The organism is Flavobacterium suzhouense (assembly GCF_042684765.1).
Classification (GTDB): domain Bacteria; phylum Bacteroidota; class Bacteroidia; order Flavobacteriales; family Flavobacteriaceae; genus Flavobacterium; species Flavobacterium suzhouense.
Genome location: NZ_JBHUMD010000001.1, coordinates 12,032 through 30,497 on the forward strand (window position 1 = coordinate 12,032; position 18,466 = coordinate 30,497).

At 39.2% G+C, this 18,466-nt stretch carries 16 protein-coding genes; 12 read left to right on the forward strand and 4 right to left on the reverse strand.

Going from position 1 to position 18,466, the window contains the following annotated elements:
- Positions 1-55 precede the first annotated feature (55 nt).
- Positions 56-1,684, reverse strand: a complete 1,629-nt coding sequence (locus tag ACFSR3_RS00070) for a hypothetical protein (RefSeq protein WP_379819148.1) — start codon at positions 1,682-1,684, stop codon at positions 56-58.
- A 289-nt stretch (positions 1,685-1,973) separates the two neighbouring features.
- Here ACFSR3_RS00070 and ACFSR3_RS00075 point away from each other — a divergent pair, with 289 nt between their 5' ends.
- The 9 genes from ACFSR3_RS00075 (at position 1,974) to ACFSR3_RS00115 (ending at position 13,937) form a co-directional block, all read left to right on the forward strand.
- Positions 1,974-3,257, forward strand: a complete 1,284-nt coding sequence (locus tag ACFSR3_RS00075) for an OmpP1/FadL family transporter (protein ID WP_114758637.1) — start codon at positions 1,974-1,976, stop codon at positions 3,255-3,257.
- Between the two features lie 15 nt (positions 3,258-3,272).
- Positions 3,273-4,853: a G-D-S-L family lipolytic protein gene (locus tag ACFSR3_RS00080; protein WP_379819149.1), complete on the forward strand. Its 1,581-nt coding sequence runs from the start codon at positions 3,273-3,275 to the stop codon at positions 4,851-4,853.
- A 185-nt stretch (positions 4,854-5,038) separates the two neighbouring features.
- Entirely contained in the window at positions 5,039-5,383 is a 345-nt protein-coding gene (locus ACFSR3_RS00085; protein WP_379819150.1) for a phage holin family protein, read from the forward strand.
- A 124-nt stretch (positions 5,384-5,507) separates the two neighbouring features.
- Positions 5,508-6,833: a trigger factor gene (gene tig, locus ACFSR3_RS00090; RefSeq protein ID WP_379819151.1), complete on the forward strand. Its 1,326-nt coding sequence runs from the start codon at positions 5,508-5,510 to the stop codon at positions 6,831-6,833.
- Between the two features lie 93 nt (positions 6,834-6,926).
- Positions 6,927-7,601 (forward strand): ATP-dependent Clp endopeptidase proteolytic subunit ClpP, encoded by a 675-nt coding sequence (gene clpP, locus ACFSR3_RS00095; RefSeq protein WP_169521816.1) that lies wholly within the window; start codon positions 6,927-6,929, stop codon positions 7,599-7,601.
- 73 nt (positions 7,602-7,674) lie between these two features.
- Positions 7,675-8,907 carry an ATP-dependent Clp protease ATP-binding subunit ClpX gene (clpX, locus tag ACFSR3_RS00100; RefSeq protein WP_379819152.1) on the forward strand — a complete coding sequence of 411 codons (1,233 nt, stop codon included), beginning with the start codon at positions 7,675-7,677 and terminating at the stop codon, positions 8,905-8,907.
- 380 nt (positions 8,908-9,287) lie between these two features.
- Positions 9,288-10,235, forward strand: a complete 948-nt coding sequence (locus tag ACFSR3_RS00105) for a glycosyltransferase family 2 protein (RefSeq protein WP_379819153.1) — start codon at positions 9,288-9,290, stop codon at positions 10,233-10,235.
- Positions 10,213-11,676, forward strand: coding sequence for a glucosyltransferase domain-containing protein (locus ACFSR3_RS00110; RefSeq protein ID WP_379819154.1), 1,464 nt, complete (start codon positions 10,213-10,215; stop codon positions 11,674-11,676). Before ACFSR3_RS00105 ends, ACFSR3_RS00110 begins: the two co-directional genes overlap by 23 nt.
- A 164-nt stretch (positions 11,677-11,840) precedes the next feature.
- Positions 11,841-13,937 carry a glycoside hydrolase family 97 protein gene (locus tag ACFSR3_RS00115; protein WP_379819155.1) on the forward strand — a complete coding sequence of 699 codons (2,097 nt, stop codon included), beginning with the start codon at positions 11,841-11,843 and terminating at the stop codon, positions 13,935-13,937.
- 246 nt (positions 13,938-14,183) lie between these two features.
- On the opposite strand, the gene ACFSR3_RS00120 is transcribed toward ACFSR3_RS00115, so the two are convergent.
- Positions 14,184-14,549 (reverse strand): hypothetical protein, encoded by a 366-nt coding sequence (locus tag ACFSR3_RS00120; protein WP_379819156.1) that lies wholly within the window; start codon positions 14,547-14,549, stop codon positions 14,184-14,186.
- A 294-nt stretch (positions 14,550-14,843) separates the two neighbouring features.
- On the opposite strand from ACFSR3_RS00120, the gene ACFSR3_RS00125 reads away from it, so the two are divergent.
- A complete protein-coding gene (locus ACFSR3_RS00125) occupies positions 14,844-15,131 on the forward strand; it encodes a hypothetical protein (protein ID WP_379819157.1) in 288 nt (95 codons plus the stop codon).
- A gap of 138 nt (positions 15,132-15,269) precedes the next feature.
- Positions 15,270-15,569 (forward strand): hypothetical protein, encoded by a 300-nt coding sequence (locus tag ACFSR3_RS00130; RefSeq protein ID WP_379819159.1) that lies wholly within the window; start codon positions 15,270-15,272, stop codon positions 15,567-15,569.
- Positions 15,570-15,676: 107 nt separating this feature from the next.
- Here ACFSR3_RS00130 and ACFSR3_RS00135 read toward each other — a convergent pair whose 3' ends face one another.
- Both ACFSR3_RS00135 and ACFSR3_RS00140 read right to left on the reverse strand, forming a co-directional pair.
- Positions 15,677-15,850 (reverse strand): hypothetical protein, encoded by a 174-nt coding sequence (locus tag ACFSR3_RS00135; protein ID WP_158537880.1) that lies wholly within the window; start codon positions 15,848-15,850, stop codon positions 15,677-15,679.
- Between the two features lie 67 nt (positions 15,851-15,917).
- A complete protein-coding gene (locus ACFSR3_RS00140; RefSeq protein ID WP_379819160.1) occupies positions 15,918-17,453 on the reverse strand; it encodes a GH3 auxin-responsive promoter family protein in 1,536 nt (511 codons plus the stop codon).
- A gap of 40 nt (positions 17,454-17,493) precedes the next feature.
- On the opposite strand from ACFSR3_RS00140, the gene ACFSR3_RS00145 reads away from it, so the two are divergent.
- A complete protein-coding gene (locus ACFSR3_RS00145; RefSeq protein WP_379819162.1) occupies positions 17,494-18,291 on the forward strand; it encodes a DUF2797 domain-containing protein in 798 nt (265 codons plus the stop codon).
- Positions 18,292-18,466: the final 175 nt, after the last annotated feature.

Here is an 18,466-nt window from a genome sequence, read left to right on the forward strand (position 1 = left end):
CTCAAGAGAAGAGGGGCTAGGGGTGTGTCTGCTTACTGTGACTGAATACTGGAAACTATTTCTTTCCTTTCGTCTTCGCTTTTTCCTTTTCGTCTTTCTTCTCTTTTTTGTTATTGGCAATATTTACCACCGTTTTAGGTAGTACACTTTGTTTTAACCCTTGTTCGGTAAAACGCCACAGAAAATTGAATACCGATTTATGCTGAATCCGGTCAACCTCTACATGGGTTTCTTTTAATTTATCGTCAGAATCATTTTTTACGATGGTGTTGGCAATGGTGCTAACAAGCTTGTTTTCCTTTTTACCATCTTTTTTAAGGATGTCTACTTTTAGATCGTCGTAGTTTATAGCAAATGGGCCGCTGCCGTGTCGCAGGTTACCATTAAAGGTGAATTTTACCTCTTTGATGTGGCCGTCAGTTCTTGCATTCATGAGAGGCATAGTGATGGCGTCTGTTTTTTGGGCATCTATGTTTTGTAAATGCCCCATAATAGTAAAGGCATCGCTTTTATCCGGAATGTTGAAAGACCATGTAACCCTAAGTGGTGAAGATTTCATGAACAGGCATTTTACGTCTAATACTGTTGCAGGTAGTTTTTTCTGGTTGTTGTGTCCTGTCAGGCTATAGATGTTTTTAATTTTAGCATCAAACTTAGAGAACGAAACCTTTGCGGCAGGTTTACTGAAAGTGAGTTGCTCTTCATATTCTATACTAGTGTTTTTTATGTCGAGCTGCTTTACATCAAGATCAAACTTTAAAGAACGAAGCATTTCACTATACAGTTTTTTGCGGGTGTAATCGTCTGCCGGTTCCTTGCTTCGGTAGATGTTGGCATATATGCCATCCAGCGTAATTTTTGGTGTATGAACATATAAAGTGTCGCGGAAGTAGCCCCAGTCAAGATTGGGAATACTGATTTTTTTAGTACTCAGGTTAAACTGATCGAGCTCTTTAGGCTGCATTCGTGTAAACTGCTCTCTCGATTGTTTGGGTGTCATCCTGAAATTTTCCAGACTCAGCTTGCTGTCTGTTGTAGAAAGTTTGTTGGCGGTTATCGTGTAATGTTTTCCCATGTCAAAAAACAGGCTGTCACATTTAAGGGCATAATCCCTATAGCGAACAGGAATATCTTTTTTGAGTGTGGTGCTGTCTACCTTTATATTGGTAAGCTCGAAACTAATATTTGCAACTTTTACTGAAGGCTTCTGTAAAGAGTCCAGCATTTTAAACTCGCCGTTTTTTATGACTAGTTTTCCTGTGCTGATGGTATTTTCAAATGGTTTTACAAAGTCTTTTTGAGGGTCATATTTTTCTTTACGGAAAAATAAGGTTACATCCGGCTTTATGATAATGACTTCACTTACTGCAATCTGGTTTTTGCATAGCAGGGCCCATAAGCTAAAGTTGTTGACTTCTATACGTTCAATTTTTCCAAATGCTCCTGTTTGTATTCCCTGATTGAGACTGTCTTTAGGAGCGAGGTAGGTGTTCTGAATCGTGAAACTTCCGCTCAACAGGTCGATATCGAGATTAGCATAACTTACGTTGTAAGGAAAATCTTTTTCTCCTCTAAGTATCGATGGCAGCTTTTCGGAAACATACCAGCTAAGACCAAAACTGGCGATGGCTATGAGTAGAAAGAATGATAAGAGTATGATTACAATTTTTCGGAGCAGCTTCATGTAAAATTTTGTTTGATGTAATTTACTACAAAGCAGCTGCTTAAGCCAGTTATTTATGTTTTTATTAATAGCCTGAGGCTATAATGAGGGGTGACAGGTGTTAAGTTTTGGTGTAATCGCGCAATTTTAAATAATATTTATGATAATTTTTCAAAATTGATACGTAATTTTTGACAATATAATTATTATGAATGCATAATATTTTGACGTTTCCTATTGTGTAATTCATAAAATATTATAAATTTGAAATACAATTTTTAACAACGGGAAACTAACACGTCTTAAACTTATGAGAAAACTATTATCTTTAACAATGATGGCTCTTGCAACATCATCGGCTTTCGCCGGAGGATACCGCGTGAGTCTTCAGGGTCAGAAACAATTAGCGATGGGGCATACCGGAGTAGCTGTTGTGAACAGTGCCGAGGTATTGTTCTTTAACCCTGCGGGAGCGGTATATCTTGAAGATCGCTTTAGCGCATCAGTAGGTGCAAATGCTCTTTTTGCGCGTACTAAATTCCAGAGTCTGGAAAACAATCTTAGAAATTCTACAGAGAACACAGGAACTCCTTTCAGTGCTTATATTGCTTATAAAGCTACTGATTGGTTGTCGGTTGGTCTTGCGGTTTATAGCCCTTATGGTAGTGCTGTAGAGTGGGATCAGGATTGGGAAGGAGCTCATCTTGTTAACAATATTGATCTTAAGGCAATATATATCCAGCCTATTGTTTCGGTAAAAGTTAGCGATGAATTTAGTGTAGGTGGTGGACCTATCTTTGTTACCGGTGGTGTAGACTTTAACAGAAATGTTGGGCGAAGCGTTACTGATGAACAAGGCAATAAAACAGATGTTACCATTGAAGCTAAAAATGTAACTGCTTGGGGATGGAGCGCAGGTTTTATGGTTAACCCAACGGATAAAGTAAGGTTAGGGGTTAACTACCGTTCTGAAATTACAATGGAAGCGCGTGATGGTGATGCTACTTTCAATCAGGTGCCTGCTTATCTTGCTGATGCTCCAACATCAGCTCAGGATATACAATTAGGTAATACAACTTTTAATGCAGATCTTCCGCTTCCTGCAGAAATTACTGCCGGTCTTTCGGTTCAGCTAACAGATAAATGGTTGGTTGCTTTTGATTACAACAGAGCATTCTGGAATGTATATGATGCGTTAGTGGTAGATTTTAAACCAACAGCTACTTCTCAGGTGCCGCAGTCATACAATCCGCGTAACTATAAAGATGCAAGTACTTACAGATTTGGTGCGCAATATAAACACAACGATAAGTTCTCTTTCCGTGCAGGTATTTATTATGACGAGAGCCCGGTACAAAACGGATACTTTGCTCCTGAAACGCCAAGAAATGACTCTACCGGTTATACAGGTGGTTTAACATATATGATTACGCCAAACTTAGGTGTTGATGCTTCTTTCCTTTATCTTCACTTTAGTGAGGTTAATGCATCGTATGATCATTATATTGAAGACGGAAATACAAATGTTTCATTTGGTGGAACATATAAAAATGTAGTTTTCTCGCCGGGTATTGGTTTGTCGTACAAGTTCTAATCTGAAAAAAATATCATGAAAAATAAATTTATATACTTAGCGGTTCTTTCAGCTGTATTTGCAGGCTGTCAACCGGAATTTGATAATGAGGTTAGCAACGCCAGTTATAGTGCCGGAGAGGCTGACTTCAGTTCATATGTGGCAATAGGTAATTCACTTACTGCCGGTTATATTGATGGTACCGTTTATCGCGAAGGTCAGAAGAATTCATTTCCAAACATTCTTTCGCAGCAGTTTGCGCTTGTGGGGGGAGGTGCATTTACGCAGCCTTCTTATGAGGATGATGTAAATAATACCGGAGGTATGATTTTAGGTCCGGGCATAACGACTTCTACAAGACTTGTTATCAATACGTCAACAGGAGGTCCGGAGCCAATTTCAGGAGGTCCGTCGTCTTTAGTGTCTAATATAGTTCCCGGTCCATATAATAACATGGGTGTTCCGGGGGCAAAGTCATATCATTTCATAGCTCCGGGTTATGGTAGCCTTCAGGTACTGGGTACAACAGGTAAAGCTAATCCTTACTTTGTGCGTCAGGCTTCTTCGCCATCTGCAACAGTTTTAGGTGATGCGGTGGCTAAAAATCCTACATTCTTTACGAACTGGGTAGGCGATATGGATGTGTTGGCATTTGCAACTTCAGGAGGTGTAGGTGTAGACCAGACTGGTAATTTTGATCCTTCTTCATACGGCGATAATGATATTACCGATCCTACTGTATTTGCCAGTATTTATTCTAATATAACTGATGCTTTGACGGCAAACGGTGCTAAAGGTGTTTGTGCTACTATTCCAAATGTAACATCTATTCCTTATTTTACAACTGTTCCTTACAATCCTCTTACGGCATCAGTAATAGGTCAGGGTAATGAACAGGTAGGTCAGGCTACAATTACTGCGCTTAATCAGCAGTTATACGGTCCGCTTAAGCAAATACTTACTGCTATTGGCCAGGGATCAAGGATTAACCTGTTGTCTGCTACTGATGCTAACCCACTACTGATTAAAGATGAGGGTCTTGCTGATGTTGGTGCTCAGATATCTGCAGTAGCTGCGGCAAGTGGTAATCCGCAACTTGTTGCACTTGCACCTTATTTAGGGGCTGTTTACGGACAAGCAAGACAGGCTACTTCTGCTGATCTTGTACTTTTAACTACGAGAACAGCTATCGGCACAACGGCTACCGGAGGTATCGATCCGCTTAACAAGTTTGGTATTACTTATCCGTTACAGGATCAGCACCTTTTAGTGCCTTCTGAAATTACACTTATTAATAATGCAACAACAGCGTTTAATACAACTATTAAAGCTGTAGCTTCTTCTAAAGGGCTTGCTGTTGCAGATATGAACGCAGTACTTAACCAGCTTGTAACAGGTCTTCAGACGGCTGACGGACAAATTTATAAAGCGGGATACTTTAGTTCGGCTACTGCTAACACTGTAGTGTTCTCTCTTGATGGAATACATCCAAACGCAAGAGGTTATGCTATTGTGGCTAACGAGTTTATAAAAGTGATCAACAGTCATTATAAAGCGCATTTACCTTTTGTAATACCTGGTGCATATCCGGGTGCTACAGTACTGACATCAAACTAACGGTGCAAGGGTAAATAAATCTTAAAAGCATCCGCCACGGCGGATGCTTTTTTTAATTTTAGCCTCACCCCTCCCAATAACTATCGGGACTCCAAAGGAGAGTGGCGACTTTAGGGTTTGTTATTGTGGGGACTAAATCTCCCGCATTTTAAATGCTTTTTTTAATTTTGTATAAAACAGATATTATGAAAACACTTATCAATATTTTCTTTACTGCATTGTTTGTAATACTGCTGTCTTATTTAATGCCCGGCGTAAGGGTAGATAGTTTTTTTACTGCGTTTATAGTAGCATTGGTGCTGGGATTGCTTAATATTTTTATAAAACCTTTATTAGTGCTTTTTACCCTTCCTGTAACTATTTTTACCTTAGGTTTGTTTTTGCTGGTAATCAATGCGCTAATAATAATGCTGTGCGATTCGCTGGTAGATGGCTTTGAAATAATTGGTTTCTGGAGGGCGTTGTTGTTTAGTCTTGTGCTTTCTTTCTGTCAGTCGTTGGTAGCCTCGCTTTCAGGTAAAAAAGACTAAGGGTAATAATTGCACTTCTTTTTTTCAGGATATTGGTAGACAATAATTTAAAAACTTGTATGGGTTGTAAAAAAACTATAATTTTGCAACCCAAATTTATATGGATATAAAACAAATTTAGATAATGAATATTACAAGAGAGCAGGTAGATGCATTAAACGCTGTTGTAACAGTAGCTGTAAGTAAAGAAGATTACAAACAAAAAGTAGACAAAGTTTTACAGGACTACAGGAAAAATGCAAGTATTCCGGGTTTCAGGAAAGGTGCTGTTCCTATGAGCCTTATCGTAAAACAATATGGTAAAGCTGTACTTTTAGATGAAGTAAACAAATTACTTCAGACTTCTCTTAACGATTATCTTGTAGAAGAAAAACTTGATATACTTGGTAACCCGCTACCAAAAGTAACTGAAGATTTTAACTGGGATGCTGACGATTTCTCTTTTGAGTTTGAACTTGGTCTTGCTCCTGAGTTTTCAGTAGATCTTGGTGCTAAGAATAAAGTTGTAAAATACAACATCACTGCTGATGAGACTATGCTTAATGAGCAGGTAGAGCGCATTCAGAAACAATTTGGTAAACTTATCTCTAAAGAGAAATCAGAAGAAGGTGATGATATCCGTGGTACTTTCACTAACGAGGAGAAAGGTATCAACGCTGAGGCTACAATCTCTTCTGATATCTTCAAAACAAAAACTACAGGGAAAAAATTCCTTGGTAAAAAAGTTGGTGATGTAGTTACTGTTTCTACAAAAGGTCTTTTTGATGACGATCACAAACTAATGGACTACCTTAAAGTAGGTCATGATGATGTTCACGGTCTTGATGTTGAAGTAAACTTTACTATCAGCGAGATCAACACATCTGAAAAAGCTGAACTTAACCAGGAGCTTTTTGATAAACTGTTTGGCGAAGGTGTTGTAACATCTGTAGAGCAGCTTAAAGAAAAAATTAAAGAGGATGCAGAGCAGCAATTTGGTTCTCAGGCAGATCAGAAATTCCTTAATGATGTAACTGAGTCGCTAATCGAGAATACTAAATTTGAGCTTCCGGCTGAATTCCTTGTAAAATGGCTTCAGACTGCAGGTGAGACTACGCTAACGGCTGAAGAGGCTGAGGCTGAGTACAAAAAATCTGAGAACGGTCTTCGTTACCAGCTTATCGAAGGTAAAGTAATCACTGAGAACGGACTTCAGATCACTTTTGATGACCTTAAAGCGTATACTGCTGAGGTTATCAAAAAACAAATGGCACAATTCGGTCAGCTTGATCCAAGCCAGGAAGATGTAGATAACATCGTTGCAAGAGTACTTTCTAACAAAGATGAAGTTAAGAGACTTTCTGAGCAGGTAATGAGCGAAAAAATGCTTAACCTTTTCAAAGAAAAAGTGAAGTACAAAACGAAAGATGTTACATATCAGGAGTTTGTTAAAGAAATGTACGGAGAATAATTCTCGTAAAAAATAAGTATATTTGAACGTCAGTCCGTTTGGGCTGGCGTTTCGTTCTTTAATGCAAACAAATAAATTTATTTTACTTCAATTATGAATTACGGAAAAGAATTTCACAAATATGCCACTAAACATCACGGCATAAACAACTTATACTACGATAAACTTATAAGCCGTGTTACACCAACAGGAATGACGCCATACATTATGGAAGAGCGTCAGATGAATGTTGCCCAGCTAGACGTTTTCTCACGTCTTATGATGGACAGGATCATCTTCCTTGGTACAGGTATCGACGACCAGATTGCTAACATCGTACAGGCACAGTTATTGTTCCTTGAGAGTACAGATGCATCTAAAGATATCCAGATATATATTAACTCACCGGGTGGTAGCGTTTATGCCGGTCTTGGTATGTATGATACTATGCAGTATATCCGTCCTGATGTAGCTACTATCTGTACAGGTATGGCTGCTTCTATGGGTGCAGTGCTTTTATGTGCCGGTGCGGCCGGAAAACGTTCGGCATTGCCACACTCAAGGGTTATGATTCACCAGCCATCAGGAGGTGCGCAGGGTGTTGCTACCGATATGGAGATTAACCTTAAAGAGATGCTTAAGCTTAAAGATGAGCTTTATGAGATTATCTCTAAGCATTCAGGCCAGACTTTTGAAAAAGTACATAAAGACAGCGAAAGGGATTACTGGATGAAAGCTCCTGAAGCTAAAGAGTATGGAATGATCGATGAAGTTTTGATCAGAGAATAAAAAAATAAAACCTGAGTTATGTAACAATAGGGCTATATGTTAGTCTTATTGTTGCATTACCAAATGAATAAAAATGGCTAAAGAAGTATTAGAGTGTTCTTTTTGTGGTAGGAAGAAGCCGGAAACAAACCTGCTTATAGCGGGTATTAGTGCACACATCTGTGACCGATGCATAGAGCAGGCTCACGGCATTGTGCTTGAAGAATTAAGGCAGTCAGGTACATCGGCATTATCTGCCGAGCTTGAGCTTAAAAAGCCTAAAGAAATACGCTCATTCCTTGATCAATATGTTATTGGTCAGGATCAGACTAAAAAAGTGCTTTCTGTAGCGGTATATAACCACTACAAGAGACTTATGCAGCCTGCCGGCGATGATGGTGTTGAAATCGAAAAGAGCAACATCCTTATGGTGGGCCAGACTGGTACCGGAAAAACACTGGTGGCTAAAACTATCGCACGTATGCTTAATGTGCCTTTAACTATTGTAGATGCTACTGTACTTACCGAAGCAGGTTACGTGGGTGAGGACGTAGAGAGTATACTAACGCGTCTGTTACAGGCTGCTGACTATGATGTTAAAAAAGCTGAGCGTGGTATTGTGTTTATCGACGAGATAGACAAGATTGCCCGTAAAAGCGACAACCCTTCTATTACCCGTGACGTATCGGGTGAGGGGGTACAACAAGCTTTACTGAAACTGCTTGAGGGTACTGTAGTTAACGTTCCGCCGAAAGGTGGGCGTAAACACCCTGACCAGAAATTTATTGAGGTAAATACACAGGATATCCTGTTTATTGCCGGAGGTGCTTTTGATGGTATCGAACTTATCATATCAAAAAGGCTTAACCGTCAGGCGGTTGGGTACAGCACGTCAAGGAATACAGATAACATAGATAAGGATAACCTGTTGCAATATATTATCCCTAAGGATGTTAAAGATTTCGGACTTATCCCTGAGATCATCGGGCGTATGCCGGTGCTTACACATATGGATCCACTGGATAGGGAAACGCTTCGTGCTATCCTTACTGAGCCTAAGAATGCCCTTGTAAAACAATATGTTAAGTTATTCGCTATGGATGAGGTTGCTCTTACTGTAGAAAACGATGCGCTTGACTATATTGTAGAAAAAGCACTGGAGTACAAGCTGGGTGCCAGAGGGTTACGTTCACTTTGTGAGGCTATCCTAACCGAAGCAATGTATGAATTGCCGGGTTCTGACGAGAAGGAACTGCATATCGATAAAGACTATGTAGAACACCACCTGAACAGGACACTTTTAAAGCGTCTTAAAACGGCTTCATAAAAGTATAAAGTTTGCGGTCGTAGTTTTCAGTGATTTGCAAAACGATATAAAATTGAAAAATCCCTTGCGAATGCAAGGGATTTTTATTTAGAGTAATACTTACATAAATGATTCAAAAAAGTGTTAATGTTACGCTTTTGGTATCTCGAAAACCCCAGAAAAGCTCTTTTGCTGCGTAATAATAGACATGTTAAGTTGTTGTTTTGTAGTGGTTTGAATTTCAATATTACTTTGTAGATGCTAAAAATAAAGGAGATGATTTTACTGAGTTGTCAGAAAAAAGCGATTTTATGATTGAACATGGTGTTGTCAATTCTTAATTTAATTTATATTTACAATCTTATATGTTGATTCGGAATTGACATAAATAATTGCTAAGTATGAATGTTACTCTTGTAGTGCCTGTGTATAATGAACAGTTGAACCTCAATACCTTTATAGATGAGTTCAATAGACATTATTCGAAATTTTCAGAATTGAATTATAATTTTGATATTCAGTTTGTTGATGATGGCAGCAAAGATAATACTGCAGCTATTATTGAAGCACTTGCGAATAAATATGTTTATGTCAGGGCAATACTATTTTCAAGAAATTTTGGTAAGGAATCGGCTCTTTTTGCAGGGCTTGAGCATGCCTCAGGAGATTTAATTATTCCTATGGATGTTGATCTTCAGGATCCTTTTGAAGTTGTTTTTGAGATGCTGAAAAAATATGAGGAAGGAGCTGATGTTGTTTTGGCGAAGCGAATAGACAGAGGTACAGATACTTATTTGAAAAGGAGGTCGGCTGAAATGTTTTATAAAGTGAATAATAAAATGTCTTCGCTTAAGCTGGAAAATAACGTAGGAGATTTCCGCCTGATGACACGCCAGGTAGTAAACGAGATACTGAGACTTAAAGAAAGCCAGCTTTTTATGAAAGGGCTTATGAGTTGGGTTGGTTTTGATACTGTGGTTGTTACTTATGTAAGGCCTGCTAGAAATGAAGGTGATACTAAATTCAATTTCTTCAAATTGTGGAATTTAGCTATTCAGGGCATCACTTCGTTTTCAACCCTTCCGTTAAAGATATGGACTTACTTTGGTGGCATAACGGCTTTTATCTCTTTTTTATATGGTTTAAAAATTATTATTGAAAAACTCTTCTTTGGGATTAATGTCTCAGGATATGCTTCTTTAATGGTAGCTGTACTGTTTTTTGGAGGTGTACAGCTTATTGGGATAGGTGTAATAGGAGAATACCTTGGGCGAACTTATCTGGAAACAAAACAAAGACCTAAATACATTATAAAAAAATCGATTAATGAGAATCAAAGAGCTGGATAGTTTACTTCAGGATAAAAAATCGTTATTGATTACACTCGGAATATCATTGTTATATGTATTTCCAATTTTATTTGCTGATTATGAATACCTTGATGATTATGGAAGGAATTTATTCGGTTATGGCTGGCAACATGACGGAAGATTTATAGCTACTTTATTGGGTAAGTTGTGCTCACTAAACAGTAACAACCTTTCAATATACCCCTTTTCATTATTACTGAGTACCCTAATACTTGGTTTTACTGGGTATATCCTTGTCTCTATGGCAGGTATAGAAAAAAACAAAACTGTAAAATGGTCTTCACTGCTTATAATTACAGCACCAGCTTTTTTAGGAAACCTAGTGTATAAATTCGACTGCATTCCAATGTCATTATCATTGTCCGTTGTAGTTCTGCCTTATATCTTTTATAATAGCCGCATAAAGTTTGTAATCGCTTCGGTCATAGGTGTGTTCCTTTCTTTAGGCTTGTACCAAAGCAGTGCTACTGTATTTTTTATGGTGGGCTCTTTATTTTTAATAAGAGAACTAATTAATGGTGAATGGAAACGTTTTTTTATTAATTCCGGTATTATTTTAGGGGTATTTCTTGCAGCTTATGTAGCTTATACAGTTGCCTTAAAACTATTGGGGTTGAATATGTCTGACAGAGCGGCATTAATTATTACAGAACCAAAATTAAATGAGATGTTGGCTTATAATAACACCCGTTTTTTAGACAGGATTGATTTAATGCTGCGCTCCGGGAACTATAAATATTATGTTTCATTTACGATACTTTTTGCGGTACTGGGATTGGTTTCGGTGGTATATTCTGCGAAAAGAAATGTAAAACGGTTAGTTGCTCTTCCTCTTGTATTGCTTGTTGTTGCTGTAAACTTCTGGCTTATTTCCGGGGTTAATATGTTACTCTTAAAATGTAACTGGGATTTAAGAAGTTATTGTGGACTAGGCTTTTTTATTGTAATTTGTGTGTTCTTTCAGGCTTATCTGAAAGGCTCAATTCTTGAAAAGATCAGCAGGTTTTCCGTCGTGCTGCTTGTTTTCTTTTCGTTTGTACTATGCGCCCAGTTTGGAAAATGCCTTACGCTTCAGACCCAGTTTCAAAACGATTTCATTGCAGAGACCAAGCCTTTTTTGAGCGATAAGTCCCTTAAAAAAGTTGGGATGATTGGGGCGTTGACGATTGCACCAAAAAATTATTTTTCCTACTCAGAATTCCCTTTATTCGAAAATCTTATACAGACACCTATCAGCCAGCACTCAGCATGGGTTAAAGAAGCGCTGAACATAAATTCAATGCTTAATGATGTTAGTATTGAAGGTTCAAGAGTTTGGGTTTGCAAGGGAGAAGTTGTCAAAGAGTCTAAGTTTTATATTGTCAGAAGGATAGATGCTTCAACTCTCGTGTTTGATTTTGAAAGGAATAAATGTGAATAACTAAGATTTTAGCCCGTCATTTAGTTTTAAGTTTTGCACGGAATACTTACATAAGAGTAAAAAAACATAAAAGTTGTCAACACGAAAACGGTTTCGATTATGTGTATTTATGTTTATGTGCTGAATTTGGGTAATTTAGCATTTCAAAAGACAAAATCTATACTATGAAGAAACTGTTTTCTGCCGTTTTACTTCTGGCAGCGGCTCTGGCAGGTGCACAAACCATCTCGTCACCCGACAAAAACCTTTCGCTTACTTTTGCCCTGAGCGCAAAAGGAGAGCCAACCTATCAACTTACTTACAAGAATAAGCCGGTTATAAAAACCAGTAAACTGGGACTTGACCTTAAAAAAGAGGCTGATATGCTTGAAGGATTTACCGTTACCGGGACAAAGCAGGCTAGTTTTGATGAAACCTGGAGTCCGGTATGGGGTGAGCAAAAGGACATTCGTAACAACTACAACGAACTTGTGGTTACAATTGCACAGCAGGCTGAAAAAGGCAGGTTTATCAATATCCGTTTCAGGGTGTTTAACGACGGTCTTGGTTTCCGTTATGAGTTCCCTGAACAACCCAACCTTAACTACTTTGTGATCAAAGAAGAAAAAACACAGTTTGCTCTAGCGGGTGACCACAAAGCATTCTGGCTTCCGGGTGATTATGATACGCAGGAATACAGTACGGTAACATCTAAACTGTCTGAAGTTCGTGGCAAAATGAAAGAAGCGGTTACACCAAATGCTTCTCAGCATCCATTCTCTGATACAGGATTACAGACGCCTCTTATGATGAAGAGTAACGATGGTTTGTACATCAATATTCATGAGGCGGGACTAATTAACTATTCTTGTATGTCGCTTAATCTGGATGACAAGAACATGATACTGGAATCATGGCTTACTCCTGATGCCATTGGTGACAAAGGTTATATGCAAACTACTACACAGTCGCCTTGGAGAACTGTGGTGGTTAGTGATAAAGCAACTGATATCCTTGCTTCTAAACTGATACTAAACCTTAATGAACCTACTAAATACAAAGATGTTTCATGGATCAAACCGGTGAAGTATGTTGGTGTATGGTGGGAAATGATTACAGGTAAAAGTACATGGGCTTATAACGACCTTACTAACGTAAAACTGGGTGAGCTTGACTATTCTAAAACAAAACCGAATGGTAAGCACGCTGCTAATAATGCTCACGTTAGAGAATATATTGACTTTGCTGCAAAACATGGTTTTGATGCCGTACTTGTAGAAGGCTGGAATGAAGGTTGGGAAGACTGGTTCGGTAAATCGAAAGAATATGTATTCGATTTCGTAACGCCATATCCTGACTTTGATATCAAGGCGCTTAACGACTATGCACACTCAAAAGGGGTGAAGATCATTATGCACCACGAAACATCGGGTGCTGCAGCGAATTATGAGCGTCATATGGATAAAGCATACCAACTGATGAATGATTATGGCTATAATGCTGTAAAAAGCGGTTATGTAGGCGATATTATCCCAAGAGGAGAGTTCCACTATAGCCAGAGTATGATCAATCACTATAATTATGCTATTACAAAAGCGGCAGATTACAAAATAATGGTAAATGCTCATGAGGCAGTACGTCCTACAGGATTAAGCCGTACGTACCCGAACCTTATAGGAAACGAGGCAGCTCGCGGTACAGAATATGAAGCTTTTGGTGGTAACAATGCTGATCATACTACTATACTTCCGTTTACACGCTTAATGGGTGGCCCTATGGATTATACTCCGGGTATCTTCCAGACTAAAGTAAGTGCTTACAATCCTGAGAACAATTCATTTGTTCACACTACGCTTGTAAAACAATTGGCACTATACGTGACAATGTACAGCCCATTACAAATGGCTGCCGATCTTCCGGAAACGTATAATAAATACCTGGATGCATTCCAGTTCATTAAAGATGTAGCGGTTGATTGGGATAACAGTTATATTCTTGAGGCAGAGCCGGGTGATTATATCACAATAGCGCGTAAGGCTAAAGGTAAAGACGAATGGTATGTAGGTGCTATCAATGATGAGAATGCCCGTACGGCAAAAATTACTTTTGAGTACCTGCCAAAAGGTAAAACCTATACAGCAACAATCTATGCTGATGGTGCCGATGCTCACTACGAGAAAAATCCGCAAAGCTATACTATCAAAACCATTAAGGTCACAAGCAAAACCAAGCTTGACCAGAAACTGGCTCCTGGTGGAGGATGTGCAATAAGCATTAAATAATTTCGTGTTTATATTTTAAAAAACCGGGCAGCGATGTCCGGTTTTTTATTTAGCCCCTGCGGGGCGACATATTTATAGTTTGTTATAGTTTGTAAAGAGCTCCGGAGGAGCGGCATATAATCATGCCGCTCCTCCGGAGCTCTTTATGGGATTATGCATTATTTGCTATAAATATGCCGCTTCTCCGAAGCTTTAATTATTCGATATGAGTTCCCCTCTCCTTTGGAGAGGGGCTAGGGGTCAGGCTTAATCATCATCCGGTACTTCCTCAATATACTCCATCATAAACACCTGGTAATTGTAATGCTCCTCAATAGGGCGGGCATGGTTCGCTTCCCTAAGATGTTCCAGTAGTTTGATGTGGAATTCAGGCGAAAACTTTTCTTCTTCAGACGCATTCAGTCCGGTAATAGCATAGCTGGTAAAGTGATCGGGCACGCTCAGTTTTTCATGCATTTCGGTAGAAAGGATAAATCCGCCTTCGTGTATATCAACAATATCTGTAGTTGTAACTTCAAAAAGGGCGTTGAAAAACGCATCAGGAACGTAGCCTCTGTCGGCTTTGAGTTCGCTGCCTCCCGGCAGCCTGAAAATGGCTTTGTAATAGGGCATATATGGGTTGTAAATATATCACTAATATACGCATTTTAAAGAAGCGGGTCAAGCGGTTTTAACATGGTGCTGTACAATTTAAACCTTATAGATATAATTTATTCCCTACGTGAACCATTACTGCTTTAGTTTATTTTGTCTGCCGAAATTAAATCGCTACGTGATATGATAGCCATAATGAGGTTTTCCCGTTAGGGAAATAATTTTGGTAGAAGATAATTCAAGTGGGTTTTTATTTTCCCGTAGGGAATTAATCCTTTTTTATCGTACCTTTAAGATACCAAATCCAACACTATGACTAAATCTGAAAAAAAGGCACTGCTCAATAAACTGATTGCCGACTTCCTTGCAACATCTGATGCTTCAGAACGTGCAGAAATACGTGATAACATCTTTAAGGAACTCAATAAACTGCCATTATCTTCACACGACCGTAACCATACTGAAGACGAAATGGATCTTTGGCTTTACAATATTGACAGGTTTATAAAAGATCCTAAAAACACCGCAGCACATACTTCTGTCATTGCCGACTTTGAAGAGATTGTTAAAGTGGTGGATATTTCACTACTGGCAAATTAATTCCGATTTTACATTCCTTTCAGGGATGTGCTTATTCATTTCTAGGTAAAATCCTCATTAGCTTTAGTTAATAGCCTAGGACTTACATCAAACGGGTAAAATATCTTTGACTTCATATTAATCTTAAATCAGAACGATATGAAAGCGAAATTTATCTTATTTGTTGCCGCGCTTGCGTTGGTAAGTATTGCGTGTGAAGAGGAAGAAACTACAAATGTAAGTGGTGATAACTGTTTGGACGAGGTTGAGAATCTGTCGAACATACTACTGGAAAAAACCAGTGCATTAAGCTCTAATCAGACAGTAGCCAACTGCCAGGCTTATAAAACAGCATGGTTTAATGTGTATAACAAAATGAAATCATGTGGTTATGCTACTACTGAACTGGATCAGACCAAAACAGTGGTAGAAGAAATGGACTGCAGTGTTTTTGATTAAAATGCTGTAATAAAATACAAGATTTGGGTTATTAAGGTTTCTACTCCTTTTTGCTTTAGTTTTATAAGGGAGAGGGCACTAAAAAGCCTCACGAAGTGAGGCTTTTTTTATGAGTCTTTAGTCTGTACTTTTTGGACTGATTTGTCAGCAGCCGGTCTTTCTTTTTCGACATGGCTTATGCAGCGTTTCCTTCCACCGCAGCTATAACGGTGCAGTTTAGGCCCGCAGGAAGCTAATAGCAATACTCCTGCTGCTAATGTAAAAATGTGTTTCCTCTTCATTATCATCTGTTTCATTATTTAAAGCAAGCAAACATAATGCCAGATTGCTGGTTTTCTATTTGTTGTATTACGCTAAGTCTGTAGAAAAACTATCCTGCATGGCTTTTAGCTGTTCAAGGTAATGTCGCTCGTTGCTCAGGCGTGGTATTTTGTGCTGTCCACCAAGTTTGTCCTGTTCCTTTAACCAGTCATAAAAAAGCCTTGGTCGTGCTACGTTCAGTACTAACGGATTCAGCGTCATATTATTGTAACGCTTGGCTTCATAGTCGGAGTTAAGTGTTTGCAGTGTTTCGTCAAGAATAGTACGGAAGTGCTCGGCATCTGCCGGAGGTTCTTTAAATTCAATGATCCATTCGTGTGCCCCTTTCTCTTTTCCGTTCATAAATACGGGAGCCACGGTATAATCAATTACTTCGTGGCCAGTAACTTTACAGGCTTTGGCTATTGCGGTATCGGTATTTTCTACCATCAGCTCCTCGCCAAAAACATTAATATGGTGTTTGGTTCTTCCTGTAACTTTTATGCGGTACGGATTGACAGACGTAAACCTCACGGTATCGCCGATCATGTAGCGCCATAGGCCGGAATTAGTAGTGATAACTATAGCATAATTTTTATCTACAACAACTTCTGAAAGGGGAATCGTTCTTTGGTTCAGCGTTCCGAAAGTATCCATCGGGATAAATTCGTAGAAGATACCATAGTCGAGCATCAGCAATAATTCGTTGCTGTCGTTGCTGTCCTGTATAGCAAAGAACCCTTCAGAAGCATTATATATCTCGTAGTATTTAAAGTCAGCTTTAGGTAGTATCTTTTTGTACTGGTCGCGATATGGTTCAAAACTTACCCCTCCGTGAAAGTATACTTCCAGATTGGGCCATATTTCCATCAGGTTGGTTTTTCCGGTTTCTTCAAGCGCACGGTTCATCAGTACAAGCATCCACGAAGGTACACCGGCAAAACTGGTTACATTTTCGTTGATGGTTTCTTTAACTATAGCCGGCAGTTTTGTTTCCCATTCGCTCATTAGTGATACCTTATTGCTTGGCGTGCTGCTGAATTCTGCCCATATAGGCATGTTGTCTATCAGAATGGCCGAGAGGTCACCAAAGAATGAATTGTTGTCCTCATACAGCTGTTTGCTGCCTCCCAGGCGAAGGGATTTACCTGTAAAGAGTTGCGATTCCTCATTGTTGTTCAGGTAAAGGCACAATAGGTCTTTTGCGGCCTTATAATGACAGTCCTCAAGCGCATCATTACTTACTGGAATAAACTTGCTTTTGGCATTGGTAGTTCCGCTCGATTTGGCAAACCATTTAATCTGGCTGGGCCAAAAAACGTTTTGCTCACCTTTACGGGTTTGTTCTATCATGGGTTCCAGTTCTTCATAGGTGGAAACAGGTACCCTTTCGGAAAAAGCTCTATAATTCTTTACGGATGAGAAATCGTATTTTCTGCCAATGGATGTGCCCTCCGCAGTACGGATAAGGTTCATTAACAGTTCTTCCTGTACCTCGTTAGGGTATTTCAGGAACAATTCGATATCATGGATACGCTTTTTAAGGATCCACGAAGCAATGGAATTGATAATCGGCAACGCCATATTTTAGTATCTTTATGCCCATAAAAATACTAAAATTTATATGCAATACGAAGGGGTTTTAACAAAAATGCAAACTGAGGCGGGCAGCCCGATACAATATTACCTGGTTTTTGAAAACAGTTTTTTGAATGTAAATCAGCTGTTAGGTAAAGACTTAGAGATTAATTTTATGGGTTTCCAGTGCCTTAACTGTGGTAAGAAGAAAAAGATCTACCGTCAGGGATTTTGTTATGATTGTTTTTACAGTTCGGCGGCTGCAGGCGACTGGATCATGCGTCCGGAGCTTAGTACGGCCCACCTGGGTATTGCCGATCGCGACCTTGAATATGAAACCAGAGTACAGGTACAGCCGCATATTGTTTATCTGGCCGCATCGAGTGATATGAAGGTAGGGGTAACCCGTAAAACACAGGTGCCCACACGATGGATAGATCAGGGGGCTTCGTGGGCTACACCACTGGTGGAGGTGCCTAACCGTTATCTTGCCGGTATTACGGAGGTTGCACTTAAAGATCATTTCTCGGATAAGATCAACTGGAAAAAAATGCTGCTTAACGAAGTAAATGAAATAGACCTTATTGCTAGGCGAAACGAGGTGCGCTCATTGCTTCCGGCAGAAGTTGCTCCTTATTTTGAGTCAACCCAGGAAAAATTGTATACCTTAGACTATCCTGTACTGCAATACCCTCAAAAATTGGGGTCAAGTTTAAATCTGTCTAAGACTCCAATCTTCAACGGTAAACTTATGGGCGTAAAAGGGCAGTATCTTTTATTTGAAGATGGTACTGTTTTTAACGTAAGATCTTACGAAGGTTTTGTAGTGCAGATAAACGTGTAAATGTTGTCAGTTGATGGTTGTCCGTTGTCGGTAGCTGTCATTTTGAGCGGAGTGTAACGAAGTTGAAAAATCTCTTAGGGATTTCTCCGCTATGCTACCGCTTCGGTCGCAATGACAAATAAAAACCGCCTGATGAAATTTTCATCAGGCGGTTTTTTTATGGGTTTGAGTTAAT

Excerpts from the sequence above, each read along its gene's own strand:
- ACFSR3_RS00105 (WP_379819153.1), top strand. The coding sequence starts at position 9,288 with ATGAATGTTACTCTTGTAGTGCCTGTGTATAATGAACAGTTGAACCTC.
- clpP (WP_169521816.1), top strand. The coding sequence starts at position 6,927 with ATGAATTACGGAAAAGAATTTCACAAATATGCCACTAAACATCACGGC.
- ACFSR3_RS00120 (WP_379819156.1), bottom strand. The coding sequence starts at position 14,549 with ATGCCCTATTACAAAGCCATTTTCAGGCTGCCGGGAGGCAGCGAACTC.
- ACFSR3_RS00085 (WP_379819150.1), top strand. The coding sequence starts at position 5,039 with ATGAAAACACTTATCAATATTTTCTTTACTGCATTGTTTGTAATACTG.
- ACFSR3_RS00080 (WP_379819149.1), top strand. The coding sequence starts at position 3,273 with ATGAAAAATAAATTTATATACTTAGCGGTTCTTTCAGCTGTATTTGCA.
- ACFSR3_RS00140 (WP_379819160.1), bottom strand. The coding sequence starts at position 17,453 with ATGGCGTTGCCGATTATCAATTCCATTGCTTCGTGGATCCTTAAAAAG.
- ACFSR3_RS00070 (WP_379819148.1), bottom strand. The coding sequence starts at position 1,684 with ATGAAGCTGCTCCGAAAAATTGTAATCATACTCTTATCATTCTTTCTA.
- ACFSR3_RS00075 (WP_114758637.1), top strand. The coding sequence starts at position 1,974 with ATGAGAAAACTATTATCTTTAACAATGATGGCTCTTGCAACATCATCG.
- ACFSR3_RS00130 (WP_379819159.1), top strand. The coding sequence starts at position 15,270 with ATGAAAGCGAAATTTATCTTATTTGTTGCCGCGCTTGCGTTGGTAAGT.
- ACFSR3_RS00145 (WP_379819162.1), top strand. The coding sequence starts at position 17,494 with ATGCAATACGAAGGGGTTTTAACAAAAATGCAAACTGAGGCGGGCAGC.
- clpX (WP_379819152.1), top strand. The coding sequence starts at position 7,675 with ATGGCTAAAGAAGTATTAGAGTGTTCTTTTTGTGGTAGGAAGAAGCCG.
- ACFSR3_RS00135 (WP_158537880.1), bottom strand. The coding sequence starts at position 15,850 with ATGAAGAGGAAACACATTTTTACATTAGCAGCAGGAGTATTGCTATTA.
- ACFSR3_RS00115 (WP_379819155.1), top strand. The coding sequence starts at position 11,841 with ATGAAGAAACTGTTTTCTGCCGTTTTACTTCTGGCAGCGGCTCTGGCA.
- tig (WP_379819151.1), top strand. The coding sequence starts at position 5,508 with ATGAATATTACAAGAGAGCAGGTAGATGCATTAAACGCTGTTGTAACA.
- ACFSR3_RS00125 (WP_379819157.1), top strand. The coding sequence starts at position 14,844 with ATGACTAAATCTGAAAAAAAGGCACTGCTCAATAAACTGATTGCCGAC.
- ACFSR3_RS00110 (WP_379819154.1), top strand. The coding sequence starts at position 10,213 with ATGAGAATCAAAGAGCTGGATAGTTTACTTCAGGATAAAAAATCGTTA.